Annotated in this window: 21 protein-coding genes; 4 read left to right on the forward strand and 17 right to left on the reverse strand. The window is 50.8% G+C overall.

The features are described from left to right. Nucleotides 1–146 precede the first annotated feature (146 nt). Nucleotides 147–1,019, forward strand: a complete 873-nt coding sequence (locus AB1I67_RS15140) for a methionyl aminopeptidase (protein ID WP_367030700.1) — start codon at nucleotides 147–149, stop codon at nucleotides 1,017–1,019. Here the strand turns inward: AB1I67_RS15140 and AB1I67_RS15145 are convergent, their stop codons facing one another. The 12 genes from AB1I67_RS15145 to AB1I67_RS15200 form a co-directional block, all read right to left on the reverse strand. Then, complete coding sequence (locus tag AB1I67_RS15145; protein WP_367030701.1) at nucleotides 1,020–1,349, reverse strand: hypothetical protein; 330 nt, start codon at nucleotides 1,347–1,349, stop codon at nucleotides 1,020–1,022. A gap of 29 nt (nucleotides 1,350–1,378) precedes the next feature. Then, on the reverse strand, nucleotides 1,379–1,696 hold the full coding sequence (locus AB1I67_RS15150; protein WP_367030702.1) for a DUF3837 family protein: 318 nt from the start codon (nucleotides 1,694–1,696) through the stop codon (nucleotides 1,379–1,381). 12 nt (nucleotides 1,697–1,708) lie between these two features. Continuing rightward, nucleotides 1,709–2,242, reverse strand: coding sequence for a Holliday junction resolvase RecU (locus AB1I67_RS15155; protein ID WP_367030703.1), 534 nt, complete (start codon nucleotides 2,240–2,242; stop codon nucleotides 1,709–1,711). Between the two features lie 13 nt (nucleotides 2,243–2,255). Continuing rightward, entirely contained in the window at nucleotides 2,256–2,855 is a 600-nt protein-coding gene (locus AB1I67_RS15160) for a hypothetical protein (RefSeq protein ID WP_367030704.1), read from the reverse strand. Between the two features lie 19 nt (nucleotides 2,856–2,874). Beyond that, nucleotides 2,875–4,092 (reverse strand): triacylglycerol lipase, encoded by a 1,218-nt coding sequence (locus tag AB1I67_RS15165; RefSeq protein ID WP_367030705.1) that lies wholly within the window; start codon nucleotides 4,090–4,092, stop codon nucleotides 2,875–2,877. Nucleotides 4,093–4,161: 69 nt separating this feature from the next. Further along, nucleotides 4,162–5,133 (reverse strand): RluA family pseudouridine synthase, encoded by a 972-nt coding sequence (locus AB1I67_RS15170; protein WP_367030706.1) that lies wholly within the window; start codon nucleotides 5,131–5,133, stop codon nucleotides 4,162–4,164. Nucleotides 5,134–5,202: 69 nt separating this feature from the next. After that, a complete protein-coding gene (locus AB1I67_RS15175; RefSeq protein WP_367030707.1) occupies nucleotides 5,203–5,769 on the reverse strand; it encodes an O-linked GlcNAc transferase-like protein in 567 nt (188 codons plus the stop codon). A 21-nt stretch (nucleotides 5,770–5,790) separates the two neighbouring features. Next, a complete protein-coding gene (locus tag AB1I67_RS15180; RefSeq protein ID WP_367030708.1) occupies nucleotides 5,791–6,549 on the reverse strand; it encodes an SDR family NAD(P)-dependent oxidoreductase in 759 nt (252 codons plus the stop codon). A gap of 47 nt (nucleotides 6,550–6,596) precedes the next feature. Then, nucleotides 6,597–8,519 (reverse strand): YgiQ family radical SAM protein, encoded by a 1,923-nt coding sequence (locus AB1I67_RS15185; RefSeq protein ID WP_367030709.1) that lies wholly within the window; start codon nucleotides 8,517–8,519, stop codon nucleotides 6,597–6,599. Between the two features lie 20 nt (nucleotides 8,520–8,539). Continuing rightward, entirely contained in the window at nucleotides 8,540–9,205 is a 666-nt protein-coding gene (locus AB1I67_RS15190; protein ID WP_367030710.1) for an HAD family phosphatase, read from the reverse strand. Nucleotide 9,206: 1 nt separating this feature from the next. Next, on the reverse strand, nucleotides 9,207–9,947 hold the full coding sequence (locus tag AB1I67_RS15195; protein ID WP_367032627.1) for a pseudouridine synthase: 741 nt from the start codon (nucleotides 9,945–9,947) through the stop codon (nucleotides 9,207–9,209). A gap of 8 nt (nucleotides 9,948–9,955) precedes the next feature. Then, complete coding sequence (locus AB1I67_RS15200; protein WP_367030711.1) at nucleotides 9,956–11,344, reverse strand: RsmB/NOP family class I SAM-dependent RNA methyltransferase; 1,389 nt, start codon at nucleotides 11,342–11,344, stop codon at nucleotides 9,956–9,958. 152 nt (nucleotides 11,345–11,496) lie between these two features. On the opposite strand from AB1I67_RS15200, the gene AB1I67_RS15205 reads away from it, so the two are divergent. Further along, nucleotides 11,497–12,435 (forward strand): nucleoside recognition protein, encoded by a 939-nt coding sequence (locus AB1I67_RS15205; RefSeq protein WP_367030712.1) that lies wholly within the window; start codon nucleotides 11,497–11,499, stop codon nucleotides 12,433–12,435. Here the strand turns inward: AB1I67_RS15205 and AB1I67_RS15210 are convergent. The 4 genes from AB1I67_RS15210 to AB1I67_RS15225 all read right to left on the reverse strand — a co-directional run bounded on the left by AB1I67_RS15210 (nucleotide 12,398) and on the right by AB1I67_RS15225 (nucleotide 14,452). Next, nucleotides 12,398–12,970 carry a vacuolar family H+-ATPase subunit H gene (locus AB1I67_RS15210; RefSeq protein WP_367030713.1) on the reverse strand — a complete coding sequence of 191 codons (573 nt, stop codon included), beginning with the start codon at nucleotides 12,968–12,970 and terminating at the stop codon, nucleotides 12,398–12,400. The genes AB1I67_RS15205 and AB1I67_RS15210 overlap by 38 nt on opposite strands. A 49-nt stretch (nucleotides 12,971–13,019) precedes the next feature. Further along, on the reverse strand, nucleotides 13,020–13,502 hold the full coding sequence (gene coaD, locus AB1I67_RS15215) for a pantetheine-phosphate adenylyltransferase (protein WP_367030714.1): 483 nt from the start codon (nucleotides 13,500–13,502) through the stop codon (nucleotides 13,020–13,022). 1 nt (nucleotide 13,503) lies between these two features. Beyond that, complete coding sequence (rsmD, locus tag AB1I67_RS15220; RefSeq protein ID WP_367030715.1) at nucleotides 13,504–14,058, reverse strand: 16S rRNA (guanine(966)-N(2))-methyltransferase RsmD; 555 nt, start codon at nucleotides 14,056–14,058, stop codon at nucleotides 13,504–13,506. Between the two features lie 187 nt (nucleotides 14,059–14,245). Continuing rightward, a complete protein-coding gene (locus tag AB1I67_RS15225) occupies nucleotides 14,246–14,452 on the reverse strand; it encodes an alpha/beta-type small acid-soluble spore protein (RefSeq protein WP_367030716.1) in 207 nt (68 codons plus the stop codon). A gap of 201 nt (nucleotides 14,453–14,653) precedes the next feature. On the opposite strand from AB1I67_RS15225, the gene AB1I67_RS15230 reads away from it, so the two are divergent. Next, nucleotides 14,654–14,827 (forward strand): hypothetical protein, encoded by a 174-nt coding sequence (locus tag AB1I67_RS15230; protein ID WP_367030717.1) that lies wholly within the window; start codon nucleotides 14,654–14,656, stop codon nucleotides 14,825–14,827. A 12-nt stretch (nucleotides 14,828–14,839) separates the two neighbouring features. Beyond that, nucleotides 14,840–15,088, forward strand: a complete 249-nt coding sequence (locus AB1I67_RS15235) for a spore coat protein (RefSeq protein WP_367030718.1) — start codon at nucleotides 14,840–14,842, stop codon at nucleotides 15,086–15,088. 97 nt (nucleotides 15,089–15,185) lie between these two features. On the opposite strand, the gene AB1I67_RS15240 is transcribed toward AB1I67_RS15235, so the two are convergent. Further along, entirely contained in the window at nucleotides 15,186–15,602 is a 417-nt protein-coding gene (locus tag AB1I67_RS15240; protein WP_367030720.1) for a pyridoxamine 5'-phosphate oxidase family protein, read from the reverse strand. Nucleotides 15,603–15,677 lie beyond the last annotated feature (75 nt).

Consider the following 15,677-nt stretch of genomic DNA (forward strand, 5'->3'; position numbering starts at 1 on the left):
ACTACCATCCTTCCCTATTATTCCACAACTTTCCGGATTCGTCTACTATATTTTTATGAGAGTTTTTTAATGAGAGAAAAGATTTCCCTGTGCAGATAAATCTGTGATATAATGCTCTGTATGAAATGAAAGGATGTGTGGCTTTAGTGAAATTATTGGGAAGAAATGATCCATGCTGGTGCGGCAGCGGCAAGAAGTATAAAAACTGCCATTTTGAGTTTGACAGCAAGTGCAGCCTCTGCCGTCTGAGCGGCCATCCGGTCCCCTCCCACGCGCTCATCAAGACGCCGGAACAGATTATAAAAATCAAAGAGAGCGCTGCCGTCAACATTGCCGTGCTGGATTATGTTGCAGAACATATTGGCCCCGGCACCACCACGGAGGAGATTGACCGGTGGGTCTATGATGAGACCACAAAACGCGGCGCCATACCGGCGCCGCTGAACTTTGAGGGATTCCCCAAAAGTGTTTGTACCTCCGTCAACGAGGAGGTCTGTCACGGGATACCATCCCCGGACGTAGTCTTAAAGGAGGGCGATATCATCAACGTGGATGTTTCGACTAATTTAGACGGCTACTATTCGGATTCCTCCAGGATGTTCTGTATCGGGAATGTTTCCCCGGAAAAGCGGAAACTGGTAGATGTGACGAAGGAAGCTGTGGAGTTGGGACTGGCCCAGGTGAAGCCGTGGGGATTTCTTGGAGATGTGGCTCAGGCGATCAACGACCACGCAAAAAAGAACGGCTACAGCGTCGTCCGGGAGATCGGCGGACATGGCGTCGGCCTGGAGTTCCATGAGGAACCATGGGTCAGTTTTATAGCGAAGAGGGGTACGGAGATGCTGATGGCGCCGGGTATGATGTTCACCATTGAACCGATGATCAACATGGGCCGCGCCGATATCTACGAAGATGATGAGAATGGCTGGACCATCCGCACCGACGATGGCCTGCCCTCCGCCCAGTGGGAGATCCAGGTACTGGTTACGGAGGACGGCCATGAAGTGATCGCGTGGTAATTACCTTAAATTGCTGACGATGCTGCAGTAGACCAGCACCAGTACCAGCGCCGCCAGAACAATAAATAACTGGCGGCGCATTCCATTCCCCGGATTTGCCGCCCGTTCCTCGTCCAGCCAGTATTTCTTCTCTCCTGTTTTCCGGACTGTGCAGTAACTGACCAGTCTGCGGACCATCTGCCGATCTGTCATAGTCACTTTTTCCCCGTCAAAAAGCTCCTCCAGGGTGACCGCCGCATCTTCAGACACCGCCCCTCGTTTCCGAAACAGTTCATAGTAGGCATTAAACGCATCATTCATCATGTTTCCATACCGGTCTTTCATTGACATCCCGATTCCTCCTTTTATGGTCCGGTTATTCAGACAGATTTCTCCGTCTGTTCGTAGCTATACTTTAAAAGATCATATTTTTCATCGTCCACCGCCGTTTTCGGCTCATAAGCGTAAAGAATCTGCCCCAGCTTTTCCATCTGCTCCGTAGCGGGCCGTCCCATGGTCTGCGTTTCCAGATCCTTCTGCATGGTGACAAGATCTTCCCTGCGTTCCGGGACTGGAAGCCCATACAGCTTTGCCAGGATCCCGATCGCCGCGGCGCATTCCGTATCCGCGTTGATCTTCGGCGGGTTTTCAAAGCCCAGCCTTATCTCGATAGACTGCTTTACAATAGAAAATACCATATGTCCCTCCTGTCACTCCCGGCTGTCAAGATCCATCTGAATGGTCTTTAAATAATGTACCAGGATATCTCTCTGGGTATGTATCTGATAGGTTTTATCAATCTCGTCATAGGTAAAACTCTTGCGTCCGCCGTCCTCCATCCGCCTCCAGAATCGGTACAGGTCGCAGAATGGTATGTAGTATATCTCATCCTCTGCTGTAAAATGAAGAATGATGAAGGCAATCCCGCCCTGTTCTTCAAACTCTTTCATAAATCGGACCTGATGTTCATGGACATTCTGGAGGGGAAAGGTCCTGACTGCGCACTCCTTGGCATCGAAACAGATGGGGATTCCCTGTACTGCGCCAATATAATCCACCGTACTTTTCTGGTCAAAATAGGCAAGTGTGATGTGTCTTGACTCCTTCTCGATGTTAATGGGTGTGATCGGAGTCGGGATCTTCTGGATCAGCGCCAGTTTCTTCTCCCGGTAGATCTCATTGCTGTGATTAATCATGTCCTCCAGTGTGGAGCCGCGCAGGCCCCGGCTTTTCCATGTTCCCATGGTGTCTGCCTCCTTACTGTTCCTTATCTTCTTCATCCTGTCCTGGATACCATATGGATGTCTTTGATGCATATCCTGACGTACCTTCTGTAAAATATCCCTGAGCCGCCCTGTTTAAGTTGATCACCTGGCCGGAATGGATGATCCGGTTGTATTCCACCTGCTGTTTTCCTTTTTTGGAAAGTGTCAGGAGCCACAAAAACCCGATATCCACCAGAAAGCACACCACCAGAGTTACCCACCAGACAGCGCCGATAAAATTCAGATAAAATACATAACGAAACGTCGGCCACAGGCTTCTTCCAAACTCGATCAGACGAACAGCCAGCAGCAGCCTTGCCAGCCACTTAGCCTGCATACAGTAACGGTATAAGAAATACCCCACGATCAGATTGAGCGGCGCCAAAATAATGTAGGTGAAGGGTTCCTGTTCCAGCATGATGCTGAGCGCATGGTAAAATCCCCGCGCAAAAAGCACGGCTCCCAACACCACATTCAGCTTAAGCTGCATATCAAGATATCCCGGATGAAGCTCTTCCATCTCCTCCTGCCGCGCTTCACGCTGCTCTTTCGTCCAATATACTCTTCTGTCCGGTCTGTTATTCTGTATCATCTGTATCTCCTTCTGTCACTTAAAATCCCATCTCCGCCAGCCGTTGCACCAGCTGAATATAGAATTCCAGCACTTTAAAATCCCGGTAATCCTCCCGGGTAAGGTCGATCATATCCCCATGGGAAATCCCACGCAGATACCGGTTGGTCACCACTCCCTGGAAATCCGCCCAACGCGCAGAATCCACTGTCACCAGACCGTCATTGGGTGCATCCAGACACTTTAAGATCCAGTAAGGGATGCAGAGCAGCTTACTGGAAAATCCATGTTTCATCAGACTTGCATAGCTCTGGTAATAAATACCCGGCACATCTTTATAAAGCTCGTTAAAGCCCTCTGCATAGTCGCAGGAAAGCTGGCGGCTGGCTACGTAGGCATTGGGCCTTGTATCCCCCAGCATCCCGAAGTAGCGGTCGATCATACCACAGACTCCATGGTAGACGCTTTCCGGAAGCCGCTTCAAAAAATCCACCAGCGCAGAACCGCGGTGAGGCGTATTGATCGTGGTCAGCGACGCAATATATGCATCCATATGTAAGCCGCTGATCAGATACCGGGAGTCTAAACCGCCCTTGGAATGGGCTATGATATTGACCTTCCCGCAGCCGGTCTCCTGCACGATCTCAAGGATCTTCTCCCTCAAGATCAGTCCGTTGTCCTCCACGGTCCCCCAGGCCTCCTGATGTCCGTAGTATACCTTTGCGCCGTTTCTCACAAGCTCTCTGGGAATCCGCCCCCAGTAATTGAAATAGTGGAAATCCCGGAAACCAACGCCGTGAACCAGGAGCAGCGGGTATTTTGTGCGGCAGATCTGATGTTCCACCCTCACATCGTCCAGGCGGATCTTACAGGTGTTGTGGTCAATCTCCTGTCTTGCAAGCCCCCGCACGTACAGGGCCAGTCCTAAGTTTAAAAACGGGATCCACAGCAGACACCAGACAACCAGCCGTTTTGCGATCCTCAGCCGTCTGCATACGATGCAGAGCCAGAACAGCGCTGCAAACATCCCCGCATAGGAAAGGGCAAACAGGATCAGTGAAACGATCACGGACGGTTCTTTTATGTACCCGAAAAAATTCCCAAAGACAGAAAAGCGGATCATCCGGTTCACCGCCCAGATCCCGGAGGCGAATACCAGCCATAAAAACAGGGTCAGAGCGCCTGTGAGAAACCGGAGAAGGCGCAGATGAAGCCTGCTGGCAGTGTCCACCGTCTGTGTCCATCGGTCCTGTTCCATGTTCTGATCCCTCCTTCTTGTCTTCCGGTGCCCGGTTATCTGGTTTGTACCCGGATATCCGGAGAATACTCAAACGGACTTAACGATCGATCCAAATACCCGCTCGAATTCTGATGGAACGGGCGCAGTAAATGTCTTCCCGCTCAGATAAGAAAATGGTTCCGGCAATTCTGGAAAAACCATCTGGTAGGAATGCAGCATCTGCGACCCGACGCGGAACTGTTTTTTCGCTTCTGCATTCACAAGCGGATCTCCATATTTGTAATCCCCGGCGATCGGATGTCCCACAGATGCCAGATGAGCGCGGATCTGATGGGTACGACCGGTGATCAGCGTTACTTTTAACAGTGTATATCCATTCTTTTGGGCAACTGGCTCATATTTTGTACGGATTGGCGCTCCCCCCTCGGTCTCTTTTTTTGAGACAGTCACCTGGTTGGTCTTTTCGTCTTTTACCAGGTATCCGTCTATGGTCTGGGAGACCGCGACACTGCCCTTCACAGCACAGAGATAATATTTGTGCAGGGAGCGGTCTTTGAGGACTGCCGACAGCATCTGAAGACCGGCAAGGGATTTCCCTGCTGCAACAAGCCCGCTGGTATTCCGATCCAGACGGTTGCAGACCGACGGGCGGAAGCTGCGCAAGGCTTCTCTGGTCAGCTGGCCGGAGTCCAGCAGATAATCGATCAGATATTCCACCAGAGACTCATCTGTTTCCTTCGCCTTTTGGGAAAGCATGCCGGAAGGTTTGTTGACCAGCAGAATATGGCTGTCCTCATAGATGATATCCAGCTTCTGCTTTTTCACAGCCTGGACCTTTACCTCTGAGAATTTTTCAAAGGTCTCGTCGGAAAGGAAGAATTTGATCTCATCCCCCTCCGCCACTTTCTCGGAGCCGTCGCATTTCTTTCCATTCAGGGTAATATTCTTTTTCCGCATCATTTTATAAATAAAGCTTTTCCCGGCAAGGTTCAAATATTTGCCCAGCAGCTTGTCCAGCCGCTGCCCTGCCTCATTGTTGTTCACCGTAATCTGTTTCATTCGGATGTACCTTTCTTTTGGTTTCCGTCAGTACGCTCGGCTGCCCCTGCTGTCTGCCCTATGGTTTTTCTACATGGACAGGCTTTTAAGCAGCGCCGCCCCGTATGCCACACTGCCGTCATCCTCGTAGCTGTCCGCCGGTTTTAGATTATCCAGCCTGCGGAGGAAGCTGTGCTCGTCCCGGAGGATCTTCACATTGGGGGACAGTTTGTTTGCCGTAAACAGCGCGTTCAATGCCTTTTCCGCTTTTGCCGTGTCCAGCTTCGGAGCGGTGCAGTATGCGTAGACTCCTCCCGGATGTACGGCTGCCGCATCGATCGGCATGATCTGTTCCTTTGTTGTCACGATCAGATCATACACGATGGTACACTTCTCCTCATAGCCCCGTACTTTCTCATAAAAGCCCTTCGGCGGCGTCCTGTATTTCCAGGATGCGATCAGCGGCGACGCCATATTGGCCATGGGCAGCACCGTCAGGATCGCCATGACCGTCAGGATATTCTTTGCTGCCTGATTGTCTGTCAGATACCGGGCCAGAAGCTGCGCCAGGATCGCCAGGATCAGCACTGCTGTGATGCTCAGACGCATTTTTCTGTTCTTGTCCCGGTATCCGTATTGTCCTTTGTTTATCTTCATGCAATCATACCATCCTTCTTTCTACAGCGAGTCCATGACACGCAGCAGAAACTCATGGGGAAATACTTTGCAGAGCACAGAAAATGCCTTCATAAGCGGACCGTAAACAGAAATGCTTTTTCCCATCATACTGTCCCGCAGCGCCAGGCGCACCACTTTTTTCGGGTCGGCCATGGCAAGCCGCTTGTAAAGAGGGATCGTACCTGTCGTCTCTGCAATATCAAAAAATTCTGTTTTCACCGGACCCGGGCATACGGCTGTCACTGTGATGTCCCTGGCGCGCAGCTCTGTGTTCAGCGCCCGGCTGTAGCTGAGCACAAAGGATTTAGTCGCCGCATAGATGGCAAATCCCGGTTGAGGCAGGAATGACGCCGAGGATGCAAACTGGATGATCCGGCTGTGATCCGGGATATAGGGCAGGACGATATGGGTCACGGCGCAAAGAGCCTCACAGTTTAGGCGAACCATACCGGTCTCATCCCGGAGTCCCAGATTGCCCACCTTGCCGATCTTTCCATAACCGGCGGAATTCACAAGAAGCCTTACTTCCGGTTTCTTCTCCTGCAGCGCTTCATCCAGAGATTTTAAATCCTCCTCATCACACAGATCAAGAGGGAATATGCGCAGCGGTACCGGAAGCTGCCGCTCCAGCTCTCTCAAGCGGTCCTCCCGCCGCGCGACAGCCCAGATCTCTCCAATCCCGCTGAAACGGTCTGCGATCTGTATGATGGCTTCTCTTCCCATGCCGGAGGAAGCTCCGGTTACAATTGCTATCTTCATGTCTGATCCTGCCTTTCTGTTTATACTTCTTACAAAAAATACTGACACTATTTCTTCACTTTCCTATGAACATTGCGGATCGTTTTCTTTTTACCTGCTTTTTCTTTTCTGGCATCTGACTGCTTTTGGTTGCCAGAAGACCGCTCACCCCCGGCTTTTCCACTGCCGGAAGCGCCGCCCCGCGGGCGTATCAGGCACTTCTTGTCAAAACCGATGAGATCCGTCCTTCCCGCCTTCTCAAGGGCCTCCTTCACCAGTTCATAGTTCATTGGATTCCGATACTGGATCAGGGCGCGCTGCATGGCCTTCTCGTGAGGGTTCACCGGGACATACACCGGCTCCATGGTCCTCGGGTCCAGGCCTGTGTAATACATGCATGTGGAGATGGTGGACGGCGTCGGATAAAAGTCCTGCACCTGCTCCGGCATATAGCCCAGATCCCGCAGATACTCCGCCAGCTCTACCGCCTCCTTTAACGAAGAACCGGGATGTGAGGACATCAGGTATGGCACCAGATACTGGTCCTTGTGAAGCCTCTCGTTCATCTCGTTGTATTCCTTCACAAACTGCCGGTACACGGAATTCCTGGGCTTGCCCATCTTAGAGAGCACCGCGTCGGCCACATGCTCCGGCGCGACCTTCAGCTGGCCGCTCACATGATATTCGCACAGCTCCCGCAGAAACATCCGGTTCTTATCTGCCAGCAGATAATCAAACCGGATTCCGGAGCGGATAAATACTTTCCTCACCTTCGGTATGGCCCTCAGCTTCCGAAGCAGCGCGATGTAATCGCTGTGGTCGGCATTCAGATTCTTACATGGTTCAGGAAAAAGGCACTGTTTCCCCGGACATGCCCCCTTTGTCATCTGCTTCTCACAGGCCGGAAAACGGAAATTGGCTGTGGGGCCGCCCACATCGTGGATGTAGCCTTTAAAATCCGCATCTTCTGTCAGAAGCGTCGCCTCCTCCACCAGAGATTCATGGCTCCGCGCCTGGATGATCCGCCCCTGATGGAAGGTCAGGGCACAGAAGCTGCAGGAACCGAAGCACCCCCGGTTGCTGATCAGGCTGAACTTGATCTCCCGGACCGCGGGGACACCGCCCAGGGATTCATAGGCGGGATGATAGCTTCTCATATAAGGCAGGCTGTAAACCTCGTCCATCTCGTCCTGGGTCAGTGGCTTTGAGGGCGGGTTCTGCACAACAAATTCTTTTCCGCCATAAGGCTCCGCCAGCCGCTTCCCGGTAAAGGGATCGGTATTTCCATACTGTCTGTAAAAACTCCTTGCATACTCCCGTTTATCCGCTTTCAGCTGTTCAAAATCCGGGAGCAGTTCATAATCATACACCATATCCAGGCTTCTGGTCTTAAACACAGTGCCGTCAATAAATGTGATGTCTTTTACGTCGATCCCGCTGTCCAGGGCGTCGGCGATCTCCACGATGGAGTGTTCCCCCATGCCGTAGGAGATCAGATCCGCCTGGGAATCCAACAGGATGGACCGTTTCAGCTTGTTGGACCAGTAATCATAGTGGGCAAGCCGCCGGAGGCTCGCCTCGATCCCTCCGATGATAACCGGGGAATCCTTATATACGGACCGGATCAGGTTACAGTAGACGACCGTGGCATAGTCCGGGCGTTTGCCCATAATGCCGCCTGGAGTGTAGGAATCCTGCCGCCTCCGCTTCCTGGATACCGAATAGTGGTTCACCATGGAATCCATATTGCCTGCAGATACCAAAAATCCCAGTCTGGGTCTTCCCAATATCTGCACGCTGGCTGCATCCTTCCAGTCGGGCTGGGAAATGATCCCCACTTTATAGCCGTGCGCCTCCAAAAGCCTGCTGATGATCGCCGTGCCGAAAGAAGGGTGATCCACATAGGCATCCCCTGTCACATAAACGAAATCACAATGTTCCCAGCCGCGTTTTTCCATATCGGCGCGGCAGATTGGTAAATAATCCTGCATTTTGTCCTCCAGAATACCTGTCATGCAAACAACTCATCATAATCATGGATGAAATAATCCGCCAGCCGTTTCTTTTCTTCCCGCATCTGCGCGGAGAATTCATCCTCTACAGCACACACCTTCATGCCTGCCGCGCGTCCCGCCAGGATTCCCGCGGGAACATCCTCGAACACCATGCAGCGTCCGGGCTCCACCTTCAGGGTGTCTGCCACCTTCAGATAAATGTCCGGCGCCGGTTTCCCCGCCGCCACCTCACAGGCCGTGGTGATCACCTGGAAATATGGTTCAATTTCCAGGGAATTCAGCACAACATCTACCATGGCCCGCCCATTGCTGGTGGCTATTCCTGCCCTGATCCCATTCCCCTTCAAATAATCCAGGAACCGGCGGACGCCCTTTTTCAGTGGAACCTCCCTGCGGTATTTCTCGATACTCATATCGATCCACGCCTGTTTGATCTCGTCAAGGGAATCCGGTATCTGAAAGGTCTCCTTAAAATACACAGCCGTCTCAGAAAAGCTCATGCCCTCGATCTCTTTCTGCAGCTTAGGCGGGCAGGTATACCCAAACCGTCCCAGATACTCAATATCGATCTGTTTCCACATCCACATGGAATCCACCAGAGTGCCGTCCAGATCAAAGATCACGGCGTCCTTATGCTGCAATAATCGGACAATCTTGTTCATTTTATTCCTTTGCCTCCAGACTTTTTTCTCCAAGCGCTTCTAGTTCCTCATCGGTGAGATGCCGGTACTGCCCCGGCAAAAGGTTTTCATCCAGCGTCAGAGGCCCCATGGACAGGCGCTTTAGGAATACCACCTTGCAGCCCATCGCCTCAAACATCCGTTTTACCTGATGAAATTTGCCTTCACGGATGGTCAGTAGAACCTCGGAAACACCGTCAGCCGCTGCACTCCACTTTAGCAGCTCAAGCTTCGCAGGCATCACCTGCGTTCCGTCTGTCAGAGTGATGCCTGCGGCCATCTGTTCTGCACAATCCCTCGGAAGTGTACCTTCCACCCTTGCATAGTACTGTTTGTCCACATGCTTTTTGGGCGTCAGCAAACGGTGGGCCAAGTCTCCGTCGTTGGTCAAGAGCAGCAGCCCCTCTGTATCGATATCCAGCCGTCCTACCGGAAACAGGTCGCTGCGGTTGTCTCCCTCCAGAAGATCGATCACCGTTTTATGCAGATTGTCCTCCGTGGCGGAAACCACCCCCTGCGGCTTATTCAGCATAATATATTCAAAGGTCCGGTAAGACACCAAAGCTCCGTCAAAGGTCACCCAGTCTGCATCCGGATCGATCTTCCGCTCTGTTTTCTTCTCTGTCTCGCCATTTACCAGGATCCTTCCTTTTTTAGCCGCTTCTTTTATCTGGCTGCGGCTTCCCTTATTCATCTCCACTAAAAACTTATCCAGTCTGATCATCTTTGCCATCACTGCCACCGCCATCCGGGATAATATTTATTCTTCAGACTGCCGCCGGTGCACTTCGCCCAGCCCATGGGATAACCATCTACGCAGACCAGGCACCAGCCTTTCTTTGTACTGTCCTGCTCTTCCTGCGTTAAAAAGATGGTCTCACCCTTCAGATATCGTATGGTCCGCTCATCTTCTGCGGAAAAAGAAACCGTATTCTCATATTCCCGTTGCTTAAGGACCATCGCCATGGCCTGGGAAGGCTCGAATCTCTGTTTCTTCCACTCGCCCACCAAAAGACCAGTCCTTAAATACCGCAGGTTCCAGCTGCGGTCAAAGATCTCCGGAAGGTAATAGACCATCCCGTTTTTTATCATCATGCGGCTCCGGTCAAGGGGCTGCTTCAGCCCTTTTTCCCAGGTTAGATAATCGCTTTCCTTTTCCAGCGCGCGGATCTCAGAGTCCGCCTTTTTATGGATGGTGACAGGATCACATGATACTTCCTCCTGTTCGCCCGTCTTTTTACGGAGCAGCGCAAGAAAATGCCCCTCGCCCTGGATCTTATGAGGGAACAGACGGATGACCGGCTTTTCGTCCACGCCGGGACAGGCCCCTTCCCAGAGTTTAACGGCTACCAGCTCCATATCCGGTGCTTTTTCCAGAATCCAGTCTATGGTCTCTTCATCCTCCACCTTAGCAAAGGTACAGGTAGAATATAATAGAAGCCCGCCTGGCTTCAGCATCCTGACTGCATGGAACAGGATCTCTCTCTGTATGGTCGCGTAATATTCCGGCCCGTGTTCCAGCCAGCTTTTGATCAGATCCGGATCCTTGCGGAACATCCCCTCCCCGGAGCAGGGCGCGTCTACTAAAATCTTGTCGAAAAACATCCCAAAGGTATCTGCAAGCTTCTCCGGCGTTTCGCTGGTCACACAGATATTGGGGATGCCAAACAGCTCCAGGTTCTTTAAAAGCGCTCTTGCGCGGGAATTGCTGATATCATTGGATACGAGCAGTCCCTCGCCGAACAGCCTTGCACCCAGTTCCGTACTTTTGCCGCCTGGAGCCGCGCACAGATCCAGGACACGGTCCCCCGGCTCCACCGGGAGCACCGCTGCAGGAGCCATCGCGCTTGGCTCCTGGATGTAGTAAAGCCCCGCATAATAATAAGGATGCTTGGCTGCCCGCACATCCTCCGGAATATAATATCCGCCGCCGCACCAGGGGACCGGTTGCAGCTTGAAGGGGGAAATTGTGTCCTCCCATTCGCGCAGTTCCAGCTTGGACCTGTTGATCCGAAGCCCCTGGCAAGGCGCGCATTGATAGCTGGACAGCCAGGATTCATATTCCGGGCCCAGCAGTTGTTTCATGGATTGTAAAAAACGTTCCGGTAAATCTATCTGCATTCCATATTCCTCTATTCACGAATCAAGTGTTCATCAGATTCCGTTCTTTTGACTCTGGTATCAGGATATCAGTATATCACAAATTTCTTTTCAAGGGAATAATACCGCCGCCGAATTCATCATATATTGAAAAAAAGCCCGGAGTTTTCCTTATGTCTGTGCTCCGACGTGTCTTCCCTATCCTGCTTCTGCTGCTTCTGCTGAAATTCCCTGTATGGTCGGTCCAGGGCGCCGCTAATGGGCTGCTTTTATGGTTCAATGTGGTTCTCCCAACCCTGTCTCCTTTTATCATCTGCACCCAGACCATTGTCGCCCTGGATGGGGTAAAGCTGATGATGATCCCGGTATATCCTGTCCTGCACCGGTTATTTGGACTTTCCGTACAGGGTTCTTATGTGATGTTCTGCGGGATGCTGTGCGGCTATCCTTTGGGCGCCCGGCTGTGCGCCGACTTTAAAGAGCGGGGGGCCATAACCAGCAGGGAAGCGGATTATCTGCTTGCTGTCTGCAATCATCCAAGTCCCATGTTCCTGCTGGGATATGTTGCCGGGCAGCTTCCATTCGCAGTCTCTCCGGTGCTTTTATTTACCTGCCTCTATCTGCCGGTCCTGCCGCTTTCCATGATAGCAAGACGGATCTACCACCTGGAAGATCCCGAAAAAGCCGGTATTCTTTCTTGTGCGCAGATACCCGGTGCAGAACTCCAGCCGCCCAATTTGGAGGATATTATTCATTCCACCTGTGAGACCATGGTCCTGATCGGAGGTTATATCATGCTGTTTTCCATTTTGGCGGCATGGGTCCAACATATAAATTTCCTTCCGCCCATGTTACGGCTCCTGCTTATCGGCGCGGCAGAGATCACTACCGGCGTCAACCAGATCTGCGCCGGACTGCCCGCAGCATGGATTCTGCCTGCGGTGATTGCAGCTGTTGCTTTTGGCGGGCTTTCCGGTATCTTTCAGACAAAAAGTGTAACAAAAAATGCCGGACTGTCCATCCGGCATTATGTACTGTGGAAACTGCTGCATGCATGTCTCTCCTGCATGATCCTTACTGTTCTTCAGTGTATTCTTCTTCCCCTGAGGTGACGCTCGCTGCCAGTTCATTGCGGTTGGAAGTCACGATATCGTAGCTGGACTGCATGGAGGAGATAAATGCATCAAAACGTCCCTGCGCACCCTCCATGGAGTGGTTGATGATCGTCTGAAGGCTTCTCAGCATATCGTCGGTATAATTGATGGAACCCTGACGGATGCTGTCCGCATCAGCGACTGCGCTGTCAATGATTGCCTGTGCCTGTTGCTGTGCTTCCTCCACGATCTCATTGGCGCTGGCATAAGCCTTCTGCATGATCTCGTGCTCGTTTACCAGCTCATTGGTCTGAGCAGTGGCATCGGCAAGGATTGCGTCCGCCTGGATACGCGCCTCATTTAAAATAGCGTCCTGATTGCTGATGATCTTCTGATATTTTTTGATCTCGTCCGGAATGCGCAGACGAAGCTCTACTAAAAGCTCTTCCAGCTCTTCTTTGTTCACCAGGATCTTGGTGGTGGACAGGGGCTGGAACTTGCAGCTGTCAATGTACTCCTCAATTTCGCCGATTAACTGTTCGATTCTACTCATGCTATCTCTCCTTACCTCTATGATTGACTGGCAACAGCCATTTGTTCACTCAGTTCATGTTCAGTTTCTGTCTTATCTTTTCTGCTATCTCCGGGTGCAAAAACTCACTGATATCCCCGTTATATCCGGCGATCTCCTTTACGATACTGGAACTTAAATAGGAATACTTTAAGTTGGTCGTCAAAAACACGGTATCGATATCCGGCGCGATGACCCGGTTGGTCTGCGCCATCTGAAGCTCATATTCAAAATCAGTGATAGCCCGGAGGCCTCTCACGATCACATCTGCATGGCATGCATGGACAAAATCCACCAGCAGTCCGTCGAAAGAACGGATCTCCACGTTATCAAGATGTGATGTTACACTCTTTAACATATTAACACGTTCCTCAACAGAAAACAACGGAGTTTTTGAATTATTCTGTAAAACACCGATAATTACATGCCCCATCATATGCGCGGTACGCTCAATAATATCCATATGCCCTAAAGTCACCGGATCGAAACTGCCTGGGTATACTGCTACTGTCATCTTATTCTCCTCGGTAGACAAATACATGTCTGTTCGTCTTGTATTTTTTATTCTTTTCCATGATAAATCCGATGGATTCCAAATAGTCAAAGGATGTCTCTAAAGAAGCCTCCACAATGATGGTGCTCTCCTTATCGATCAGAGAAGAATCCTTAAGAGAAGAAAGCATCTGCTTTTCCAGCTCATGGTTATATGGCGGGTCCATAAAAATAAGATCAAACCGGTACTTTCCCTCCAGCCTGCGCAGGGCGGAAAGCGCATCACAGTGCATGATGACCGCCCGGTCTTCCAGCCGGGTTGCTTTTAAGTTCTCCCGGATGATGGCTACGGCCTTCTCATCCTGCTCCACAAATACGGCCTGCTTCGCCCCGCGGCTAAGCGCTTCGATGCCAATGGCTCCGCTGCCTGCAAAAAGATCCAGGAATATACAGTCCGCAAGCTCATACTGAAGCATATTGAACAGGGTTTCCTTGATCCTGTCCTGGGTTGGGCGGGTATCCATGCCCTCGGGCGTCTTTAAAGGCACCCGTCTGGCGCTTCCGGCTATTACACGCATAAAAAATCTCCTCATTGATTTATCTTGTATCATTATATATTTTATTTTTCTGTAGCACAAGCAGTTTGTGAAGTAATTTCAGTACATTTTTGCGTACAACAAGTCCAGACCGGTATCCATATTCTACTGCACATGAAAAAATCCCGGTCAGCCTAAGCTGCCGGGATTTTCTCTGTCTGGCCTTTATTTATTTGCCGGCCATCTGTCTTTCCTGAGCCTCAATCATTTTCTTAACCATATAACCGCCGACAGAACCATTCTGTGCGGAAGTCAGGTTTCCGTTGTAACCGTTAGATAACGGTACTCCGATTTCGTTTGCTACTTCCATTTTGAAACGATCCAGTGCCTCTTTTGCTTCAGGAACCTCTGCTCTGTTAGAAGATCTGCTTGCCATATGATTGGCCTCCTTTTTTAGTCCGCCTGCCCTGAGGCAGGCTTTATGATTTCTTCCTACCTCACGACCGGTTTGTTTTGTGTTACGATGATAGTATGTGTTCGAAAAAAAATAATACACTAGAAGCTTCTACTTAATTTGTCAGAAATTTGAAAATGTTTTTCGGGCAAAATTACACATACTAATGATGGAGGTGATGTTATGAGTCCGAAGGAATTGAATTATGTAGATGATGCGCTCGGGCATGAGAAATTTTTAAAAACTCAGTGCCAGGAGGCGATTCAGAATCTGCAGGATGCAGAGCTGAAAGCCTGCGTACAGCAGATCGCAGAGAAACACAACCAGATTTTTGACACATTCTATCATTTAACTTAAGGAGGTGGCACAATGGATGACCGTTGTATAATGGAAAACCTGCTGCTGACAACCAAAGGCGTATGCGACCTGTACCTTCACGGTACTATAGAGTCCTCAACCGCCAATGTCCGCCAGGCATTCGACCAGGCGCTTGACAACAGCTTGTGTATGCAGGATGACATTTACAAAAAAATGTCTGCCAAAGGCTGGTACAGCACTCAGAACGCTGACCAGTCCCAGATTCAGAAGGTGCACAACCAGTACGCAGGTATGGCGTAAGATCATCTGTAAAGAGTACAGATGCAGAACCGGGACACAGACAAAATCTGTGTCCCGGTTCTGTTTCTGCTTGTAGGAAAATCCGTTCTATTCTATCCTAAAAAGTAAGGCTGACCGGCACCGGTCCTCCGCTCTCATAGCTCCATCCGCTTAAAGCCACTGGCTTAAACAGGATAAAATCCGAATCCCTGCCTCCAAAATCCATATCCGCGTCAAATGCTCCCGGAAATTTCGCATTGTAAAGCTCTCTGAGGGAGGCATTTTCTTCCTTCATGGTGGGACCTGCGAATGCTGCACGCGCCTGAAGATAAAATCCGCCCGCAGAAAGGCAGCAATTGGGATTTTCTTTAAGCTGCCGGTACTTGCAGGACTGAGGGCTTGTAAAGATCAGGACAGCATCCTCTGTGCAGACGGGGCTTACGGTCCTCATGGTAACCATCCCGCCGGAAGCCGTCGCAAGCACTGCCGTTTCTTCCCCTTTGATACGTTCCAAAAAATCGTTTACGGTTTTCATAACTGTACTCTCCTTTATGCTGTTGGTGTCTGACTATATTAGCACAGAAGTGAACAGCCGTCTTGGAAAAAACCG

The organism is Clostridium sp. AN503 (assembly GCF_040719375.1).
In the GTDB taxonomy this organism is placed as follows: Bacteria; Bacillota; Clostridia; order Lachnospirales; family Lachnospiraceae; genus Brotaphodocola.

What these genes read in the sequence shown, in the direction of transcription:
- AB1I67_RS15145 (WP_367030701.1), bottom strand. Translation starts at nt 1,349, where the DNA reads ATGTCAATGAAAGACCGGTATGGAAACATGATGAATGATGCGTTTAAT.
- AB1I67_RS15150 (WP_367030702.1), bottom strand. Translation starts at nt 1,696, where the DNA reads ATGGTATTTTCTATTGTAAAGCAGTCTATCGAGATAAGGCTGGGCTTT.
- AB1I67_RS15155 (WP_367030703.1), bottom strand. Translation starts at nt 2,242, where the DNA reads ATGGGAACATGGAAAAGCCGGGGCCTGCGCGGCTCCACACTGGAGGAC.
- AB1I67_RS15160 (WP_367030704.1), bottom strand. Translation starts at nt 2,855, where the DNA reads ATGATACAGAATAACAGACCGGACAGAAGAGTATATTGGACGAAAGAG.
- AB1I67_RS15165 (WP_367030705.1), bottom strand. Translation starts at nt 4,092, where the DNA reads ATGGAACAGGACCGATGGACACAGACGGTGGACACTGCCAGCAGGCTT.
- AB1I67_RS15170 (WP_367030706.1), bottom strand. Translation starts at nt 5,133, where the DNA reads ATGAAACAGATTACGGTGAACAACAATGAGGCAGGGCAGCGGCTGGAC.
- AB1I67_RS15175 (WP_367030707.1), bottom strand. Translation starts at nt 5,769, where the DNA reads ATGAAGATAAACAAAGGACAATACGGATACCGGGACAAGAACAGAAAA.
- AB1I67_RS15180 (WP_367030708.1), bottom strand. Translation starts at nt 6,549, where the DNA reads ATGAAGATAGCAATTGTAACCGGAGCTTCCTCCGGCATGGGAAGAGAA.
- AB1I67_RS15185 (WP_367030709.1), bottom strand. Translation starts at nt 8,519, where the DNA reads ATGCAGGATTATTTACCAATCTGCCGCGCCGATATGGAAAAACGCGGC.
- AB1I67_RS15190 (WP_367030710.1), bottom strand. Translation starts at nt 9,205, where the DNA reads ATGAACAAGATTGTCCGATTATTGCAGCATAAGGACGCCGTGATCTTT.
- AB1I67_RS15195 (WP_367032627.1), bottom strand. Translation starts at nt 9,947, where the DNA reads ATGATCAGACTGGATAAGTTTTTAGTGGAGATGAATAAGGGAAGCCGC.
- AB1I67_RS15200 (WP_367030711.1), bottom strand. Translation starts at nt 11,344, where the DNA reads ATGCAGATAGATTTACCGGAACGTTTTTTACAATCCATGAAACAACTG.
- AB1I67_RS15205 (WP_367030712.1), top strand. Translation starts at nt 11,497, where the DNA reads ATGTCTGTGCTCCGACGTGTCTTCCCTATCCTGCTTCTGCTGCTTCTG.
- AB1I67_RS15210 (WP_367030713.1), bottom strand. Translation starts at nt 12,970, where the DNA reads ATGAGTAGAATCGAACAGTTAATCGGCGAAATTGAGGAGTACATTGAC.
- coaD (WP_367030714.1), bottom strand. Translation starts at nt 13,502, where the DNA reads ATGACAGTAGCAGTATACCCAGGCAGTTTCGATCCGGTGACTTTAGGG.
- rsmD (WP_367030715.1), bottom strand. Translation starts at nt 14,058, where the DNA reads ATGCGTGTAATAGCCGGAAGCGCCAGACGGGTGCCTTTAAAGACGCCC.
- AB1I67_RS15225 (WP_367030716.1), bottom strand. Translation starts at nt 14,452, where the DNA reads ATGGCAAGCAGATCTTCTAACAGAGCAGAGGTTCCTGAAGCAAAAGAG.
- AB1I67_RS15230 (WP_367030717.1), top strand. Translation starts at nt 14,654, where the DNA reads ATGAGTCCGAAGGAATTGAATTATGTAGATGATGCGCTCGGGCATGAG.
- AB1I67_RS15235 (WP_367030718.1), top strand. Translation starts at nt 14,840, where the DNA reads ATGGATGACCGTTGTATAATGGAAAACCTGCTGCTGACAACCAAAGGC.
- AB1I67_RS15240 (WP_367030720.1), bottom strand. Translation starts at nt 15,602, where the DNA reads ATGAAAACCGTAAACGATTTTTTGGAACGTATCAAAGGGGAAGAAACG.